The sequence below is a fragment of the Pedobacter alluvionis genome (genome assembly GCF_003664035.1).
Taxonomy (GTDB): domain Bacteria; phylum Bacteroidota; class Bacteroidia; order Sphingobacteriales; family Sphingobacteriaceae; genus Pedobacter; species Pedobacter alluvionis.
Genome location: NZ_RCCK01000010.1, coordinates 635761 through 654291, shown reverse-complemented (window position 1 = coordinate 654291; position 18531 = coordinate 635761). Strand labels below are relative to the sequence as shown.

At 36.2% G+C, this 18531-nt stretch carries 18 protein-coding genes; 2 read left to right on the top strand and 16 right to left on the bottom strand.

Annotated elements, in window-relative coordinates:
- Positions 1-143: 143 nt before the first annotated feature.
- Positions 144-449 carry a hypothetical protein gene (locus BCL90_RS02865; protein WP_121282507.1) on the top strand — a complete coding sequence of 102 codons (306 nt, stop codon included), beginning with the start codon at positions 144-146 and terminating at the stop codon, positions 447-449.
- A gap of 137 nt (positions 450-586) precedes the next feature.
- Here BCL90_RS02865 and BCL90_RS02860 read toward each other — a convergent pair whose 3' ends face one another.
- From BCL90_RS02860 to rpsT, 16 genes are all read right to left on the bottom strand, one after another.
- Complete coding sequence (locus BCL90_RS02860; RefSeq protein ID WP_121282505.1) at positions 587-1774, bottom strand: M57 family metalloprotease; 1188 nt, start codon at positions 1772-1774, stop codon at positions 587-589.
- A gap of 670 nt (positions 1775-2444) precedes the next feature.
- Complete coding sequence (locus BCL90_RS02855) at positions 2445-2657, bottom strand: hypothetical protein (protein ID WP_134380550.1); 213 nt, start codon at positions 2655-2657, stop codon at positions 2445-2447.
- A gap of 324 nt (positions 2658-2981) precedes the next feature.
- Positions 2982-4340, bottom strand: a complete 1359-nt coding sequence (locus tag BCL90_RS02850; RefSeq protein WP_121282501.1) for a T9SS C-terminal target domain-containing protein — start codon at positions 4338-4340, stop codon at positions 2982-2984.
- Between the two features lie 85 nt (positions 4341-4425).
- Complete coding sequence (locus tag BCL90_RS02845) at positions 4426-7233, bottom strand: TonB-dependent receptor (RefSeq protein WP_134380547.1); 2808 nt, start codon at positions 7231-7233, stop codon at positions 4426-4428.
- Between the two features lie 111 nt (positions 7234-7344).
- Positions 7345-7860, bottom strand: a complete 516-nt coding sequence (locus tag BCL90_RS02840) for an Mpo1 family 2-hydroxy fatty acid dioxygenase (RefSeq protein WP_121282498.1) — start codon at positions 7858-7860, stop codon at positions 7345-7347.
- A gap of 203 nt (positions 7861-8063) precedes the next feature.
- Entirely contained in the window at positions 8064-9635 is a 1572-nt protein-coding gene (gene rny, locus BCL90_RS02835; RefSeq protein ID WP_121282496.1) for a ribonuclease Y, read from the bottom strand.
- Between the two features lie 310 nt (positions 9636-9945).
- Entirely contained in the window at positions 9946-10236 is a 291-nt protein-coding gene (locus tag BCL90_RS02830) for a cell division protein ZapA (RefSeq protein ID WP_121282495.1), read from the bottom strand.
- A gap of 33 nt (positions 10237-10269) precedes the next feature.
- Positions 10270-10560: a hypothetical protein gene (locus BCL90_RS02825; protein WP_121282493.1), complete on the bottom strand. Its 291-nt coding sequence runs from the start codon at positions 10558-10560 to the stop codon at positions 10270-10272.
- 31 nt (positions 10561-10591) lie between these two features.
- On the bottom strand, positions 10592-12991 hold the full coding sequence (pheT, locus tag BCL90_RS02820; RefSeq protein ID WP_121282491.1) for a phenylalanine--tRNA ligase subunit beta: 2400 nt from the start codon (positions 12989-12991) through the stop codon (positions 10592-10594).
- 133 nt (positions 12992-13124) lie between these two features.
- Positions 13125-13319 carry a hypothetical protein gene (locus BCL90_RS02815; protein WP_121282490.1) on the bottom strand — a complete coding sequence of 65 codons (195 nt, stop codon included), beginning with the start codon at positions 13317-13319 and terminating at the stop codon, positions 13125-13127.
- A 14-nt stretch (positions 13320-13333) separates the two neighbouring features.
- Positions 13334-13528 (bottom strand): hypothetical protein, encoded by a 195-nt coding sequence (locus BCL90_RS02810; protein WP_121282488.1) that lies wholly within the window; start codon positions 13526-13528, stop codon positions 13334-13336.
- Position 13529: 1 nt separating this feature from the next.
- Positions 13530-14924 carry a radical SAM protein gene (locus BCL90_RS02805; RefSeq protein ID WP_121282486.1) on the bottom strand — a complete coding sequence of 465 codons (1395 nt, stop codon included), beginning with the start codon at positions 14922-14924 and terminating at the stop codon, positions 13530-13532.
- A 5-nt stretch (positions 14925-14929) separates the two neighbouring features.
- Positions 14930-15694, bottom strand: a complete 765-nt coding sequence (locus tag BCL90_RS02800) for a prolipoprotein diacylglyceryl transferase (RefSeq protein WP_121282484.1) — start codon at positions 15692-15694, stop codon at positions 14930-14932.
- Entirely contained in the window at positions 15695-16534 is an 840-nt protein-coding gene (locus tag BCL90_RS02795; RefSeq protein ID WP_121282482.1) for an endonuclease/exonuclease/phosphatase family protein, read from the bottom strand.
- Between the two features lie 107 nt (positions 16535-16641).
- Entirely contained in the window at positions 16642-17340 is a 699-nt protein-coding gene (gene radC, locus BCL90_RS02790) for a RadC family protein (RefSeq protein ID WP_121282481.1), read from the bottom strand.
- Between the two features lie 66 nt (positions 17341-17406).
- Positions 17407-17661 carry a 30S ribosomal protein S20 gene (rpsT, locus tag BCL90_RS02785; RefSeq protein ID WP_029277289.1) on the bottom strand — a complete coding sequence of 85 codons (255 nt, stop codon included), beginning with the start codon at positions 17659-17661 and terminating at the stop codon, positions 17407-17409.
- Positions 17662-17902: 241 nt separating this feature from the next.
- Here rpsT and purN point away from each other — a divergent pair, with 241 nt between their 5' ends.
- On the top strand, positions 17903-18481 hold the full coding sequence (purN, locus tag BCL90_RS02780) for a phosphoribosylglycinamide formyltransferase (protein WP_121282479.1): 579 nt from the start codon (positions 17903-17905) through the stop codon (positions 18479-18481).
- Positions 18482-18531 lie beyond the last annotated feature (50 nt).

Genomic DNA, 18531 nt, shown 5'->3' with positions numbered 1-18531 from the left:
GTTCGATTAAATGCTAATCTATGCGATTTAACCTAAGTTATGATAAATATTTTATATGTTAAGCAGTTAGCTGCGCGTTAACATAATGATAATATTAATTTAACTTTCCAATTCTTTATCTTTGGAAAAACCCATAAGTTTTAATGAAAAAGAATAAATCTAAGTCGAAAAATCATTCGACAAGCAAAAAATTACGTAAAGAATTAGAATCGAAATTAGCCCTTGCATTTAACGAACTTGTTATCCAGTACGGCAAAGCGAAAAAAACCGATAAAGTAATCGAAAAATTTGCAAAGCAATTAACTAAAAAAGTTACTTTCCATACTCAGGATGATTCTATAACGCCATATATCAAAGAAGAGCAAATTACTCCTGCAGCTCCGAAGGCAAAAACGGCTAAACCTATTGCAGAAAAGAAAGCAGTAAAAAAAGAGCCGGTTAGCGAGTAAATTAAAATTTAGTTAAGCGCATACGGTAATAGATCGCTTTTTAGCGCATAACCAGTTTTAAAGAAAAAAGCAGGATAATTTTCTAAAGGAAATTATCCTGCTTTTTTTGCAACTGATCTATTTTGATCAGCTGATACTTAATTAAAAGTTACGGTTTGTCTTGCCCACTCTCCTGCACACTCTAAACCAACCAAACGACACTCTAAATAATAAGTTCCAGGAGTACCGTGCGACCATTCCTGCTGTGGAAAATCACTAAAACTGCTTACCGGCAATACAACATTTAAACTTTGGTCTAACATTCTCCATTCATAGTAACCACCATTGTATGTGGCGCCAGCTGTACTAATCACCGTTGCACCTGCTGAATTGGAAGATGGCCCATTAATCACATTTTTAAAGGTACTTACAAATGGCGTGGTTACTGGCGGGTATAAATACTGAGCGGCTATTACATCATATGATGAAAAATCGGTCCAGGTTCTTGAAGTACCAAGTCTGCCAGAGTTCATCACTGAATTTGGATCTGCCGACGGAGCGCCTGTTGAGGGCGTGCCAGGTGTAGCATTAACGCCTACATACCTACCATAAGCATCGTAGTTAACTTCTCCACTGTAATCTGTATGACGCAAGCCCAAACAGTGACCAATTTCGTGTATCAGCATAAATACATCCTGCTCATGGCTTCTTGGTATGCCATTGTCAGCATTTGTACTGGTAACATTATTGGTAACAGGGTTTACCCAAATATTAGCTCCGGGCTGTCCTGCATCGGTTGGAAAATCCGCTTGTCCAAATGCACCTGTCCCCATATTTACTTTTCTAATGGTAATATTAGGACTAACAGAACTGGTATAAGGTGGATAAAATTGATTATAAGAATGGATTAAATTAATGCGGCAATTACCTATCGCATTCCAGGCAGTTATCGCGTCCCTAATTGCATAGAACCATCTGGTATCGAAATCTTCCTGAGTGATAATAACATTTGTGAGGTTTCCCTGAATTAACTGATTGGTATTACCCTGCGCTATTTTACCACCAGCATTTGTTCCCTTTTCAATATTTTTAACTGTGGATAGTGATTTCTTCGAAATCAGGATATCACCTTCCACCACGTAATAATCGCCAGATTCTTTAATACCATCTGTTTGAAAGCCCATTTCTTTGATTTTTGCGAGTGCAGTAGCGTCAACTTCTGCTTTGCTTTCGGTCGCGATAACAGAGGGTTCAGATTTTTTACATGAATAGATGCTTAAGGTTAGCAGCAACGCTGCCAAGCCCATTTTCCTGGAGAATGAGCTTAAAATAGATGTTTTTTTCATAATTAGGTTTTCCTTCAAACAAGTTAACCATCTTATTGTTAAGCTACAATGAATAAACCATTAAGTTTATCTAATAAAAAATACAAATTACACAACACATATCACCAATAACAAACAAACAAAAAATACATTAAATTAAACAATATACCTGCATTTTTAATAAGATATTAATTCATTTCATCTATTTTAATACAGTACAACATTGATAGATTAAAATTAGTGTATAACAACATGAAATTGCTTACCCTTTATTTACCTGTTGTTTACCCTTTCTGTACACCAAGTTAACCCCAGGGTTACCCTTTGCTTACCTTTTCTCTACCTATTTATTACCTAGAGGGTAAAGGATTGGTAAACATGAGGTACAGGAGAAGTTATTATGGGGATAATCTGGTAACCATAAAAGGTAATTATATCCTCTGAAGCCATTAATTTTATGGTTAATGGTCAGGGCTAACAAATAATTATTTGGAAGACTATTGTCCAACCGACATTCGATAGAACTCATTCAGACCTAACAAGGACTTTCAATTTGTATATTAGTCTATAAGACAATTTAAAATGTTGCACCAGTAGCAGCCGAAGAACCACTTTTAACTGTAAAGTTAGGAGCAGCTTAGCTGAAAGGAACATTTAATAATACTGCAGCTTGATCAATAATTGTATTTCCTTAAACTGTTAAATATGCTTTTAATATATCAGCGCTTGCGAATGAAGGTGTTGAACCATCAGCAACAACATCTTTACCTGTAGTAAATAATTGATGAATATTGTTTTTGATCAATGAAGTTCCATCAGTTAAAGCATCAACTGTTTCTTTATCAAGGATATCGATTCCGAATTTAAAGCCGATAAAGATTGAGTTAGCTAAATTATTCGACAAGCAAAAAATTACGTAAAGATTTAAAATCGAAATTAGCCCTTGCATTTAACGAACTTGTTATCCAGTACGGCAAAGCGAAAAAAATCGAAAAAGTAATCGAAAAATTTGCAAAGCAATTAACTAAAAAAGTTACTTTCCATACTCAGGATGATTCTATAACGCCATATATCAAAGAAGAGCAAGGTTACTCATGCAGCTCCGAAGGTAAAAACAGTTAAGCCTGTAGCAAAGAAAGTAAAAGCAGAGGTTAAAGAAACAGTATAAAAAAAGGCGAGAATTAAATTCTCGCCTTTCCTATTTGTTTAACTCTTTATACCTTATTACTTAGTAAACGTTAGTTTTGGGTGTCCAGCTAGTCCAACCAGTAGTCCAGTTAGTTGTACCGAATGCACCTTTGTAACTTACTTTTTCGAAGAAAGAATCTGTTTGATCACCAGTAAAGGCTGCTCCTGTTAATGCGATAGAACCAGAAGCTGGTAATAAATTAGGTGAAGTCAAGTTAAATGCATCTGTTAAACCTGCTGCGTTAGATGAAGCAATACTAACTGTTCCCGAAGCCAATGCTTTGGTTTCAATAGCTGTTGCAGAGGCACCGGCTACTGTTACATCGCTTCCTAATTTAAATGGAGCTGTTAAAGCAAAAACAATATTGTTATTGAATTGAGAAGTGCCGTCGATGAACGCGCTGTATGTACCATTTGACTCTAAAGATAAACCACCTTTAGGGTGACCTAGCATAATTGAATTATTAAGGATAAATGCTGTATTTCTTCTCCATCTGTTGGCGAAATTGTGGTTGGCTAATGTATTAGCTGCTCCATTAGGGCCTAAAATCGTAAAGTTCGATAAGTTAGGTCTAGTTCTAGGACTTGCATCAGAACCTGAGGCATTATTATCACATTCGATACCATTACCTGCATCACCACCATCAACAAAACTCGGATCTCTTAATGACATAGCAAATTGAATTTTACCCTTATAACCATTATCAAAATCAAAATCATCATCAGCAGTTCCATAAGCGATTAAATATTTTGCATTAACAGTTCCACCAAAAAACTCGAAAGCATCATCATTACCATACGAAACCATGATATGATCGATTGTTGTACCAGAACCAACACCACCCAATGTTAAACCATTAATTTCTGAGCCTGGGTCGGCGGCTATGCCCGCAAATTCTATTCTAATATATTTTAAAACACCCGAGTTATCGGTATCTATTGTGCCACCATATTGTTTGCCAATACCACCTTCAATTGTTGGATTTGCGGCGTTAACAGTTGCTTTACCCAACAAAACTATACCACCCCAATCACCAGGAGCTCTCTCGGCTGGAGTTTTTCCAGATGTAAAAATGATAGGTTGAACAGCGGTACCTTCTGCCATAATTTTAGCACCTCTTTCAATAATTAGTGCACCTTTATTTGTAACACTCGATTTAATAATGGTACCTGGCTCAATGGTCAAAGTTGACCCATCCTCAAAAAAAGTGTAGCCAGATAAATTTACTGTACCTTTGCGAACAATAACATTTTGTCCTGCCTTGAAAGTACCTGTAAGTGTACCACCATTTGCAATTTCTACATTTCCTGTTGCAGTTTCTCCATTATCACTTTTTTTACAAGCAGTAAAAGAAAGTGCAATAACTGCAAGTGCTAATAATGAGTTTTTAATTTTCATGTTTGTTATTTTTTAAAAGTTAGGTACATTGTGTTATCAGTAAATTAATTTGCCGTTAACATTCATGTTATTTATATTAATTAATTTATTTAGTGAATGAAAGATTATAGCTAAAACTCAAAGTAATGTTGCTGCCAAATCTTGTTGAGACATACTCTTTATCAATATTTTTATCAAAATTTGTTTTATCATCCATATTAAGATAGAAGATACTTTTTTGATTGAAAATATCGCCTGCATTAAGCTTTAACTCGGCTCTATTTTTCAAAAGTTTTTTACTGATTTGCAAGTCTACAACATCTCTAGAATTTTCCCAGATACTTGGGAATAAAGTATTTCCAACAAATGAGATTCTTTGTCCGATACGATTATAAAGGGCTGTTAAACTAACACCTGATGGAGTATTTGAATATTGTAGGCCTGCATTAATTAAATATGGAGATTGACCTTGTAATGGACGTGCAGCCAGACCAATAGTATTTAATTTAACTTCAGATTTGATGTAGCTCAAATTTGCAAAAAACGTTAAATCGTTAAAGAAACCAGAATCCTTTATAAAGTCAAATCTTTTTCTAACATCAATCTCTGCTCCAAATGAATAGGCTTTTGAAACATTAGTATAATTGATTTGACGACGCTCTGGTGTACCACCCTCATCTAGTGTTTGCTCTATAGCGTTGTTGAAATCTTTATAGAAAACGGAAAAGGTGACTGCTTCTCCCGCAGCTGGATAAATCTCATAACGTAAATCCGCATTATTAATCGTTCCTCTTTTTAAGTTTGGATTACCCAAGGTTGAAGTTTGGCTTACAAAATCATAAAAAGTAAAAGGAGACAACTCCCTTAATTCAGGTCTTGATACTGTTCTGGATGCAGAAACTCTAAAATTACTTTTATCATTTATCGAGTAAGTGTAGTTAGCAGAAGGCAGAACATCAATAAATGTTTGTTCGAAGCTTCTAGAAACACCGCTTAAATCTGTATAATCTATATTTTGAGAGTACTGTTCAACTCTTGCACCCCAAGATAACCTAGATTTTTCACCCAAATGGTTGTCTAACATAAAATAACCAGCATTTAACATAGTTTGCGCCTTGTATGAATCTGTATTACCTGTAAAATCATTTAGATAGAAGCCACCCGTCGTAGCCATATTTGCTTCAGAGAAAATGCTACCCTTCGGCAAAGTAAGTATACTGTCATCAAATGCTGCTGAGCCAGAACTATTGTATAAATAATTAAAGATTCTAGCATTGAAATCTCTAGTTTTATACATACCTAAATACCCTGCCTTGAATGTGCTTTTCTTTTCAAATAAAATAAATGGTAATGTATAATTTGCTAAAGCTGAATAGTTATCTTCCTTTAAATCGGCAAAGAAACGGCGACTGTTTCTATCCACCAATGAATAAACATTAGAAGTAGCCCCACCAACCTGGCGATAATAAATTGAACGCAAATCAGGCTGGTCACGTGTAATATTTGAATAACTTAAATTCCAGTTAATTTTTTGATCAGCTTTACCAAATTGATGTTCCCCATCTAATTGTGTATTGTAAATAGTTTTACGCGTTTGATCAGAGTTATTAAATCGTAAATTTGCGTCAACATTAGTGTTAAATCCATTTCTGTCTGTATAAGTATCCTCGAGTACATTATTTAACAAGTTTTTAAATCCGAACTTATTCTTACCTTTTTTATAGGTTATGTTCGCTAATATCCCTACACTAGTATTAAAAATATTTTGAGTATCATTATAATTGTAATAGATATCACTAAAATCATTTTGATAATCATTTCTTTGAATTGGATTAATATTTTGAGAGTTACGATAAGATAAGGATATTACGCTACCTAACGATCCACCATTTTGAAAATCCTTGCGATTACCCCAAGTAATTTGATGGTTTTGCGATGGCAATGCAGTATAAGTTTGTTCACCATATGCATTTGGCAATAATTTCGAAAAATTAACCTTTTCTTGTCCAGTTAATGGATTATAGGTTTGGAAGGACTTTGGAAATGATGAAGGCAATTTTCGACCGCTTTCAACCAGACCCAAATAATCAAGACTTCCCCTTTTGTTAGATGTAAAATCATTAAATGTAGATTGCGTATTGTACCCCCAACTGGTAGAAAAACTCAAGTAACTTTGATCAGGTACATCTTTAGTGACCACCTGAATAATTCCACCTGCAAAATCACCTGGTAAATCAGGAGAAGCTGTTTTATAAACTATAATATTATCTATTAAATTAGCCGGTATAATATCAAATGAAAATGCTTTTTTATCTGGCTCGGTTGAGGGTAAAATTGAGTTATTAAGCATTGAGGTATTGTACCTATCCGCTAACCCCCTGATTACTACAAATTTATTATTTTGAATACTTGCACCACTTACCCGTTTTAATACTTCAGAAGTATTACGATCTGGTGACTTCTGAATAATTTCAGCAGAAATACCACTCGAAATACTGATGCTATTTTTCTGTTGTGCGTAAAGAGCGTTTATACTTTCCTTTTTAAAAGAACCCTGAATAACAACATCAGAAAGGGTTTGAGAATTAGACTCTTCCAGAATAACATTAAAAGATGTAATTTTGCTATCTAATACTTCAATATCAGCAATTTCCTTACCAGAATAGCCAACATATTGAAAAGTAAGAATATATTTTCCAGTTGCAAGGCCACCAATAAGGTATTTACCATCTACATCTGTGGCCATTCCTTTGGTTGTTCCTTTAATTTTAACCGTTACACCAATTAAGGTTTCTCCCGTTTTTTTATCGGTAACTGTTCCAGAAATTTTTCCGGTTTGTGCATACGAAAGTATGCTGATCGTCAAAGCTAACACAGTAAGTGCCGCTCTTTTAAAAGAGTTTAGTAATTCCAATTTGCCTTTATTTGATAAGGGCAAAAGTATTACCGCAGTGTTAACTGCAAGTTAGATATTAATTAATATTACTTTACTTTAAGGTTAACTAAATGTTAATCACTTTTAGAATCAGTAACGAATACCCGCTTTCTTGCAAATGAAGTGCAATAACCAGATTGGACCTATTAACAAAAACTTAACATCATCCAGGAATGATGGTTTCTTTCCTTCAATTTTATGACCAATAAACTGACCAATCCAGGCCGCAACAAATATTGCTGCATAAATGGCATAGGCCGTCCCACTACCCAAGCCTACCGCCTGCTCAATTTTGACGATGATGTAACTCATTAGGCCGACCACCCAGATCATCAGAAAAAACAATACAGGTGATAAAGTGAAATAATAATATAAGCTAAAGGCCAAAAGGAACGAAGCCCAGTTAAAGAAACCGTTATAGCTACCTAAAAAGCCAATATGCGGAAAAGGAATCTGCCAGATTAAACCCAATAAACTGAATACAATTAATGGAACACAGATCCAGTGTACCAGTTTGTTAGTCGGATTTTGGTGACTTTCGGCGTACTTATCAAAAAGCACATCTACAGGTCTCTTTGGTTCAATTTGAATGGTTTGCTTGCTCATTATGTAAAAATAAAAAAAGCGATGGATATTCCATCGCTTAATATATTGTTTAATTCATTCGCCAAGGTTTGTGTCTTCACTAACTTTTTGCCGTATCGTTTCGTGAGGACACGAACCGAGGTTAGAGGTAAATTTATTTCAGCATCCCCTACTACTAAGATCCTGAAACAAGTTCAGGATGACGATTCGGCAAATTGCTTTCTTTACTTCGCAAATGCTACAGAACGGGTTTCTCTAATTACGGTAACCTTAATCTGTCCAGGATAGGTCATTTCGGTTTGAATACGTGTTGAAATATCGGCGGCTAAAAGTTCTGCCTGTGCATCGGTAATGCGTTCACTTTCTACAATTACACGTAACTCTCTACCAGCCTGGATAGCAAAAGTTTTTTCTACACCAGGGTAAGATAAAGCCAGTTCTTCAAGGTCTTTTAAACGCTTGATGTAACTTTCTACTACCTCACGACGGGCACCCGGACGGGCACCAGAAATAGCATCACAAGCCTGAATGATTGGAGAAATCATTGAAGTCATCTCAATTTCATCGTGGTGGGCACCAATGGCATTGCAGATTTCAGGGTGCTCTTTATATTTTTCGGCCAGTTGCATCCCTAAAATTGCGTGTGGCAATTCAGGATTATCATCGGGCACTTTACCTATATCGTGTAATAAACCTGCACGTTTGGCCATTTTAGCATTTAAACCTAACTCTGCAGCCATAGTAGCACAGAAATTTGCTACTTCACGAGAGTGATGTAACAGGTTTTGGCCATAAGATGAACGGTAACGCATACGACCAACCATGCGGATCAGTTCAGGGTGTAAACCGTGAATACCTAAATCGATCACGGTACGTTCACCAATTTCTACAATCTCATCTTCGATCTGTTTTTTGGTCTTCGCTACAATTTCCTCAATACGCGCCGGGTGGATACGACCATCTGTTACCAAACGGTGTAAAGCTAAACGGGCAATTTCTCTTCTTACCGGGTCGAAACCGGATAAAATAATGGCTTCTGGTGTATCATCCACAATAATCTCAATACCGGTTGCAGCTTCTAAAGCGCGGATATTTCTACCTTCTCTACCAATAACGCGACCTTTAATCTCGTCACTTTCGATATGAAAAATAGAAACAGAGTTTTCAATCGCAGCTTCGGTGGCCGTACGCTGAATGGTTTGGATAACCACTTTTTTAGCTTCTTTGCTCGCAGTTAGCTTGGCTTCATCAACAATATCCTTAATCTGGATCATGGCCTGTGTACGGGCAACTTCTTTTAGGTTTTCTACCAACTGGTTTTTAGCCTCTTCGGCCGATAAACCTGCAATAGTTTCCAATTGTGTTAGGTGTTGATTTTTAAGCACTTCTACCTCTTCTTGCTTTTTAATAGCAAGTTCAGTTTGTTTTTCGAGGTTGCTTTTGTGCTTATCGAGTTCCTGTTCTTTTTTATTGAAGTTTTCCATGCGCTGGTTCACCGATTGCTCTTTCTGCTTCATGGTGTTTTCGCGTTGGTTAATGTTATTGTTTTTGGCATTCACTTCTTGCTCATGCTCCGCTTTCATTTGCAAAAACTTTTCTTTTGCTTCTAAAAGTTTATTCTTTTTTAAAATCTCTGCATTGTTTTCTGCATCTTTTAAAATCTTTTTCACTTTGTTTTGTGCGGCAACTTCCTGCTGTTTAAGCAAGTTACGCAGGAGGAATCTTCCTACCACTACTCCGATAGCTATACCCGCTATTACGGCAAATACATATCCTAATATTTCAACTATTTCCATTTTGTTTTTTAAGTAAAAAAAAACCGCAACTAATCTTTAAAGTCTCATACATTTTAAACCTCAACTAAGCATAATTAGGGTTTAAGCCATTTTCAGGTGCCATAGCAGATGAAATACGCCCTCTTAACCCTATAGATATTGAAGTGTTAAGTTTTATAAAATTTGAAACTCAAAAACTAGCCGCGGCTATGTTTTAATGCTAAATATTGGCACTGTCATCCTGATCAGATAGTTCCCGGATTTATTTCGGGAGCTTATTAAACAGGCCCTGAAACAAGTTCAGAGTGACGAATTGCCGAAAGAACGAACCTTATTTTAAAAAGAAATTATTGAGTAAAACATCCAATTCTTCAACTTTATCGGCAACAGCAGTATCCTGACTTTGTACTTTGTTTTCTGTTCTTAATACGGCTGTTGCATAATGCAACACGGCCATAGAAAGAAGATCCTGCTTATCTCTAACCGCATAATTATCCTGATAATCTTTTATGCGTTCATTGATCATTTTTGCTGCCCGTCTCACAATTTCTTCCTCTTCCATATTCACCTTTAGTGGATAAATACGGTCGGAAATGGTTATTTTAATCGAGATTTCTCCCATTTGTTTAGCTTAGTTTCTGATTTCTTTGCATCATTATTTTTTTAATAATGCAATACTCTTATCAATCTCACGCACAAAATCGTTAATTTTTTGTTTAATGTCAAGCGATTTTTCACTTGTTCCCTCTATACTTTTAGCCAATTTTGTAACCCTTAATTTTTCGTCAAGTTCCAAATTTTTGCCTTTCGCTGTATCGAGTGCTACTTTTAACGATTGATTTTCAAGCTTTAATAAATCATTTTCTTCCTGTAGCGCATTACATAACTCAATTACCTGAGCTGTTTTTTGTAATACCTTATCTAACTGATCTGAAACAGAAGTCATGAATTTATTTCTAAAAATACGAATTTATATTTTATTTCCTAATTTCTGCACCAGCTTGTGCCGTTAAATTCGCGATTAATTTCTGCATCGTGTTTTCAATCTGCTTATCGGTTAGGGTTTGTTCCTCATCCTGCAAAATAAAATTCAAGGCATACGATTTTTTCCCCTCCGGCAATTTATCACCAACGTATACATCGAATACACCAATTTCCTTGATCAGCTTTTTATCGGTTTTAAATGCAATACCCTTTAAGGTATCGAAAGTTACATTTTGATCAATCAACAATGAAAGATCGCGACGAACCTGCGGGTATTTAGAAACATCTTTATGTACAATTTTATTTTTCCTTACAATATCTAATAAGGTTGCCCAATCGAAATCAGCATAAAATACTTCCGCATTTACATCAGCCACTTTGCGGTCCGCTTTTGAAGCCGCACCAAAACTTACCAGTGTTTTATCTCCACGGAAATATTTAATTCCGTAAGCAAAGTTTTCATCATTTAAATCGTCAGACTGATAGCTTGCAATACCTAAACGTGATATGATTGCATCAACTGCTGATTTTAAATTATAGAAAGTAGATGACTTAGCATTATGGTTCCATTGCTCGCTTTGTTTAGCGCCCGAAATCAACAATAACAACCTTGGGCGCTCTACATATTGCTCATTGATCAAATGGTAGGTTTTACCGAATTCATAAAACTTTACATCAGCATTTTTACGGTTTTGGTTGTAGGCTACGCTTTCTAATGCCGGCATCAATAAATTCTGGCGCATTACATTTAAGTCGCTGCTTAAAGGATTTAGAATAAATACGGCTTCATCTAAATTTTTCGAATAGGCCGATTTAGTTAACGAGTTACACATAATTTCTGCATAACCATTAGCGGCAAGCATATCTGCAATTACATTATGCGTATTTTCTTTTTCAGGCTTAACGCTATATGAAAGTGAGGCATTTACCTTTGCCGGAATTTCGATATTGTCATAACCATAAATACGCAGCACTTCTTCAGTAATATCGCACTCACGCGTCACATCAACTTTAAACGATGGCACTCTTAAAGCTAAAGTATCATCAGAAGTATTGGTTGCTGAAATACCTAAAGCTGTAATAATGTGTTTGATTTCGGTTGAAGGAATATTTGCACCGATTAATTTATTGATATTGGTATAACTTACTTCAAATTCGAACGGTTTGATAGGACTTGGATAAATATCAGAAACTGATGAAGAAATTTCGCCTCCAGCCAGTTCTTTAATCAATAAAGCCGCGTATTTTAAAGCCGTAACTGTAATCTCCGGATCGGTGCCACGCTCGTAACGGAAAGAGGCATCGGTTTTTAAGCCATGTCTTTTTGATGTTTTACGTACAGAAACCGAATTAAAGTAAGCACTTTCTAAGAAAATATTTTTGGTATTGGTGTCAACACCAGAAGACTTTCCACCGAAAACACCCGCGATACACATTGGCGCTTCAGTATTGCAGATCATTAAATCATCTGCACTTAACTTACGCTCCACATCATCAAGGGTTATAAACGGTGTTCCTTCAGCAACTTTTTTCACGATTACTTTTCCTCCGGTAATTTTATCGGCGTCGAAAGCATGTAAAGGCTGACCTAAACCATGAAGTACATAATTGGTAATATCAACCACATTATTGATCGGACGTAAACCAATTACCTTTAATTTATCTTTCAACCACTCCGGCGATTCTTTCACGGTAACGCCAGAAAGGGTAAGGCTGCTGTAACGCGGACAAGCGGCCAAATCTTCTACTTCAACGGAAATTACCAGATTTTCGTTATCTGTTTTAAAAGTTAAAAGATCAGGCATTTCATATTCACTTCTGAAATAAGCCGCTAAATCTCTTGCCACACCTAAATGCGAAGCCGCATCGGCACGGTTTGGGGTTAATCCGATTTCGAAAACAAAATCATCATCCATTTTGAAATGGTCTTTTGCACGGATCCCAATTTCGGTATCCTCGTCAAGGATCATAATTCCATCATGAGACTTTCCTAAGCCAATTTCATCTTCTGCACAGATCATGCCCTGAGAAAGTTCGCCCCTGATTTTTGATTCTTTTATCTTAAAAGGCTCTCCCTCTAAAGGATATACCGTTGTACCCACTGTGGCTACTACTACTTTTTGACCAGGGCCTACATTTGGAGCACCGCATACAATCTGAAGGTTTTCTTTACCGCCAACATTTACCGTAGTAATGCGCAAACGATCGGCATTTGGATGCTGAACACAGGTTAACACTTCGCCGATAACCAAACCCTCCAAGCCGCCCACAACGGGCTGCACTTTTTCTACACTTTCTACTTCTAAACCAACATTGGTAAGGATTAAGGAAAGTTCCTGAGGTGTTTTATCAATCTGTACGAATTGTTTTAACCAGTTATATGATATTTTCATTTTGGAGTATCAAGTTTGAGTATCAGGTATCAAGACAAATCTGAACTGATACTCTATTTCTATAAAACGCAAAGATATTATTTAAAGGTTAAAGGAGAAAGCCAAACCCGCAATCTTGACACAATAAAAATGACTAATGGCCAATATTTAAATTAGATAGAATTACCGCGCATGCCCCCGCTCCGATTACCAGCATAATCACTGAAGCAATAACCAATTTAAGTCCTGGCTTAACAGGTTGATTTTTAGCTGCTTTTACAATGATTTGAATGATACCAATTGTAAATAACAATCCGACAATTACCCAGTATACAATAAAAAGTTCCATGATTTATTTTGAAATTAACTGTTGGCGAGTAATACTGCACAAGCACCAAAACCGATTACCACCATAATTACTGAAATAATAAGCAATTTTAGCCCGGGTTTTACGGGTTCGTTTCTGGACGATTTAATAATAATCTGAATAAGGCCAACTACAAAAAGTACAATTGCGGTAAGACAATAAATTACAAATAAGCCAAATAAACCATCCATATTAGTTCATATTTAATTTTTCCCTGATTAAATCTATTTTATTGTCACGGTAAAAAATATTCATGGTTTCGAAGGGTACCATTTTGTATTTATCGCTCACAATATGTACACATGATTTTTTAACTGCACGTACATCAAAGTCCAGCGGGTCCATAAAATTCATGATAATGATCCGAAATAAATTGTCATAACTTAAACTATCTGATTTTACCCTGGGCAGGCAACACATCAGTTCGCCAAAGGTATCTTCGGCACAATCTACTGAAACACCTGTACTAAACAAGTTGAGCATGTGTTCTTTCAATTTTTCATCGTGTTCAAAAACAATGGTATTTTTTGAATTGTTGAGCAAATCTTCGGGATTGATCAAATGTGTCATCGGAATCACCTCATCACCGATTTTTAAAGCATAAGCCATACACAGTGCATCGGGATTACATGGCACAGGGATTAAATCTTGTGGGGTAAAGGTTGGGTATTGCTCATAAATTTTTCTGCGTACCTCAGTTAAGGTGATTCTTCCCTGCTGATCATTATAATCATCATTTCTTCCGGCAACCTGGGTAGGCTGGAAAGTAACGCCACGAACACATTTCTGCTTTAATGCATAATCTAAAATATCACCAATTTCATGATCATTCAACCCATTTTGCAAGGTTACCACCAAAGTAGTAGATACATTAAACTGATTTAAATGATCGATAGCCTTTCTTCGCACTTCGGTAAGGTCTTCGCCTCTTAGCTTTGTTAATACCTCGGGACTGAAACTATCAAACTGCAGGTAGATTTCAAAATCAGGCATATAAGTTGCCAGTTTTTCCACAAAATTAATATCCTTGGCAATCCTGATTCCATTGGTATTCACCATCAGGTGTTTAATGGGTTTAGTTTTGGCAAGATCTAAAATCTTAAAAAACTCAGGATGTACCGTTGGTTCTCCGCCTGAGAGTTGTACCACATCAGGCTCACCCTCGTTCGCCACTACCACATCCATCATGCGTTCTATTTCTGCCAGCGTACGGTGCCTGCCATAACTTGGCGACGACATGGCATAACATGTCGGACAAGCCAGGTTGCAACGATCAGTAACTTCTATTACCGTTAAGCACGAATGCTGTTCATGATCAGTACACAAACCGCAATCGTAAGGGCAACCGTAATGCACTTTGGTATTGAACTTAAGCGGCATTTCCGATTGTTTATTGTAATTCCGGATCTGTTTGTAGTATTCAACATCATCGGCAATCATCACTTTACTATCACCATGCGTTCTGCAGTTTTTCAACATAAACACTTTAGCATCCTGAAAAACAATTTTCGCATCGCAAAGCTGTAAACATTCCGGACAAAGGCTCTTGGTATAATCGTAGTATATATAATCTCTGGTATTGGCCATAGTGTTTACTTTTTAGCAGCTATCTGTTTAGAAATCCGGATGATGAATCTATAATAATAAATAAAAATAAACAATGCAGACCAATGAATACTGCTTAAATTTAAAAATAATGAATGGTAAGGCTTAATAAATTCGATTAAGAAGCGAAATAGAAGATACAATACCATAAATAGTTTAAATCGATCCCCGTTAATCATTTCCACCAGTTTTAATCTGTTAAAAAGAAAAATTAACAACAGGAGATAAATCATCTCGTAGAGCATTATCGGGTGCCGAAGGATTCTGTCGCCCACATCCATACCCATAAAAAAATGAGTGGGAACGCCATAAGTTGGTTCATCAATCCCCATGGAAAAGCAACCAATACGGCCTATAATCAGCGCCACTAAAATGGGGATCACATAGATGTCTCCAGAAGCAATATTCACACCTATTATCTTTTTTATCAATTCGACACCAAACAAACCGCCAAGCAAGCCGCCAACAATGGTTTTACTTTGATATAAAATTGAAAACGTTAGGTGATTGATTACCTCGGGAGTTTCCAGTACAGCTACCACCCGAGATCCTATCAATGCGCCAAACATGGCTCCCAACATAATCCAAAGCCTGTTTTCGTCAGAAATCTGATCTACGATGCCTTTTTTATAATAGTAATACATCCTTACACCAACAATAAATGCCAGGGTTTCGAAAATATAATGATAATGATATTGTTCTCCGAAAAGTTCGAATTGAAAAGGAAATGGTGATGCAGATTTTAACAGCATTTATTTAAAGAATAAACGGCAAAATACAGGTAAGTGATCAGAATAATACCTTTTATCCTTACTATCGGTTAAAACAGCAAACTTTTGCACTTTAAAACCTTTGTTTACAAAAACATAATCAATCCGGTCTTTCAGGTCGCTATCGAAATGAAAACCATTAAAAGTACCTGCAGGACCATAAGGTGGCTCTACAGAAATCTCTTTAGCATCGGTGAGAAAAGATTTAATGGTTGCAATGGCTTCAGTTTCAGGTGTTACATTTAAATCGCCGGTAAAAATAACAGGCAATGCTGGTGCAATCTGCTGTATTTTCTGTTTCAACAATTTAGCCGATTCAATTCTCGCTTTCACCCCAATATGATCATAGTGCGTATTAAAAACGATAAATTCTTTTGCATTCAGCTTATCGTACAATTTAACCCAGCTGCATACACGGTTCAGTGCGGCATCCCATCCTTTTGAAGGGACATCTGGTGTTTCTGACAACCAAAACGTTCCGCCATCTTTTTTAGTGAAGCGATCTTTATCAAAATAAACGGCAGAAAATTCGCCCTTTCTTTTACCATCCTCACGACCAACTCCTACCACATCGAAATTGGAATTCTCCAAAAGCGCATCAAACTGTTCAGGCAAGGCTTCCTGTACACAAAGAATATCTGCATCGTGAAATTTCACTAAAGCTTTTACATTGTCTTTTCGGTTTGGCCAGGCGTTAACACCATCTGATGCTACATTTAAGCGGATATTATACGTAATAATATTAATTGGAACCGCTTTTTCCTGAGCGAAAGCCATAATCGTTAATAAAAGAAAAACAGGGATGATTTTTAGAGTATTCATAAATATAATTACACAATTTAATTAATGCTGGCTAACCAGTGATATTTAATTTTAAGCCGCTATTATACTAATTTAACGTTAATTGTACTTTAACAACCGAATATCTTTTAAATTAAATCTTCATCCCGATAACTATAGTAACGGTTATTGGCAAAAATCAGATGATCAACCACATACAAACTAAGCAAATTCCCTGAAGCAACCATATCCCTGGTTAACTTATCGTCGCTTTCGCTGGGCTTTAAATTTCCTGAAGGATGGTTATGTGCCAAAACAACATTTGCCGCATTGTTTTCTAAAGCTGTTTTAAAAATAATTTTCGGATCGGCTACTGTACCTGCCTGCCCGCCTTTACTGATCAAAAATTTACCGATTACCCGGTTAGACCTGTTTAGCAGTAATATCCAGAACTCTTCATGATTGAGATTAGCAAAGGTTTGATGTAAATATTTATAAACATCGTTAGAAGTAGTTACATGTGTAATCACCTCTTCTGTGGTTTCCTTTCGCCGCAAACCTAGCTCTAAAGCGGCAATAATAGTTAGTGCTTTGGCTTCTCCAATACCTTTAAACCTGGAAAGATCCAGAATAGAAGCTTTTCCCAGTTTTGTTAAATTGTGATCGTAAAACGACAAAATCTTTTTACTTAAGTCGACAGCGGTTTCATTTTTACTTCCAGAGCCAATTAAAATAGCAATCAGTTCGGCATCTGTTAAATGTCTTCGGCCATGCAATAAAAGTTTTTCGCGTGGCCGATCTTCTTCAGCCCATAACTTTATCCCTACTTTCTGTTCGTAATTCTTCATTTTTTTAGACAAAAAAAAGCATCCTAACTTTTGGTTAGGATGCCTTAATATCGTAAAAAAATTGGCTTATTTTAAACCATTAACGAATTTCGTTAATTTTGATTTGTTATTAGCCGCTTTGTTTTTGTGGATAATATTCTTTTTAGCTAAACGATCTAACATAGAGATTACTTTTGGCAATAAATCAGATGCAGATTTTTTATCTTCTGCAGCACGTAATCTTTTAATAAAGGTACGTGTAGTTTTTGCCTGATATCTGTTACGTAAACGTTTTGTTGCGTTTGCTCTAATTCTTTTTAATGAAGATTTATGATTTGCCATTTCTATTTAGCCTTTTATTTTTCTTATTCGTTTCCTATAATTCGGGTTGCAAATATAGGATTAATGTTTTTAAATTACAAAACACTTTCAACTTTTTTTTCATTAAAATTGAACCCTATTTCCGAACAGCAAAAATACATTAAAATTATTCATTAATAATACTTTAACATAAATGAATAAAAATTCTTTTCGATAGAGAAAACAGTCTTAAAAATACTATTTTTGGGCAAAACGATTTTGAGTGAAAAAAAGAATAGCCATCTTTGCATCAGGTTCCGGCTCTAATGCCCAAAAGCTGATGGAGCATTTTAAGCGGAGTAATGAAATAGAAATATCTTTGGTATTGACCAACAATGCCGATGCGTATGTATTACAGAGAGCTGATAATTTCGAAATCCCCACTCATATTTTCGACAGGAATGAGTTCTACCACACAGATGAGGTAGTAGACCTGCTTAAAAATCTTGAAATTGATTTTATTGTACTGGCCGGATTCCTTTGGCTGATCCCTAAAAGCCTGATCCACGCCTACCCGGGCAGAATTGTAAACATCCACCCTGCTATCCTTCCAAAATTTGGCGGAAAGGGCATGTACGGAGATCATGTACACCATGCCGTGATGGCTGCAGGCGAAACCGAAGGCGGAATCACCATTCATTACGTGAATGAAAGCTATGATGAAGGTGAATACATTTACCAGGCCCGCTACAGAATAGACAAAAACGACAACCTGGAAATGGTAAAGTTTAAAGGACAGCAACTTGAGCACCAGCATTATCCTCGTGTGGTAGAAACCATTGTTAAAAAGATCAGCAAATAAATGATTCGCCGCAGATTAATAAGGCTATTAAAATAAACTTTAGCATAGTT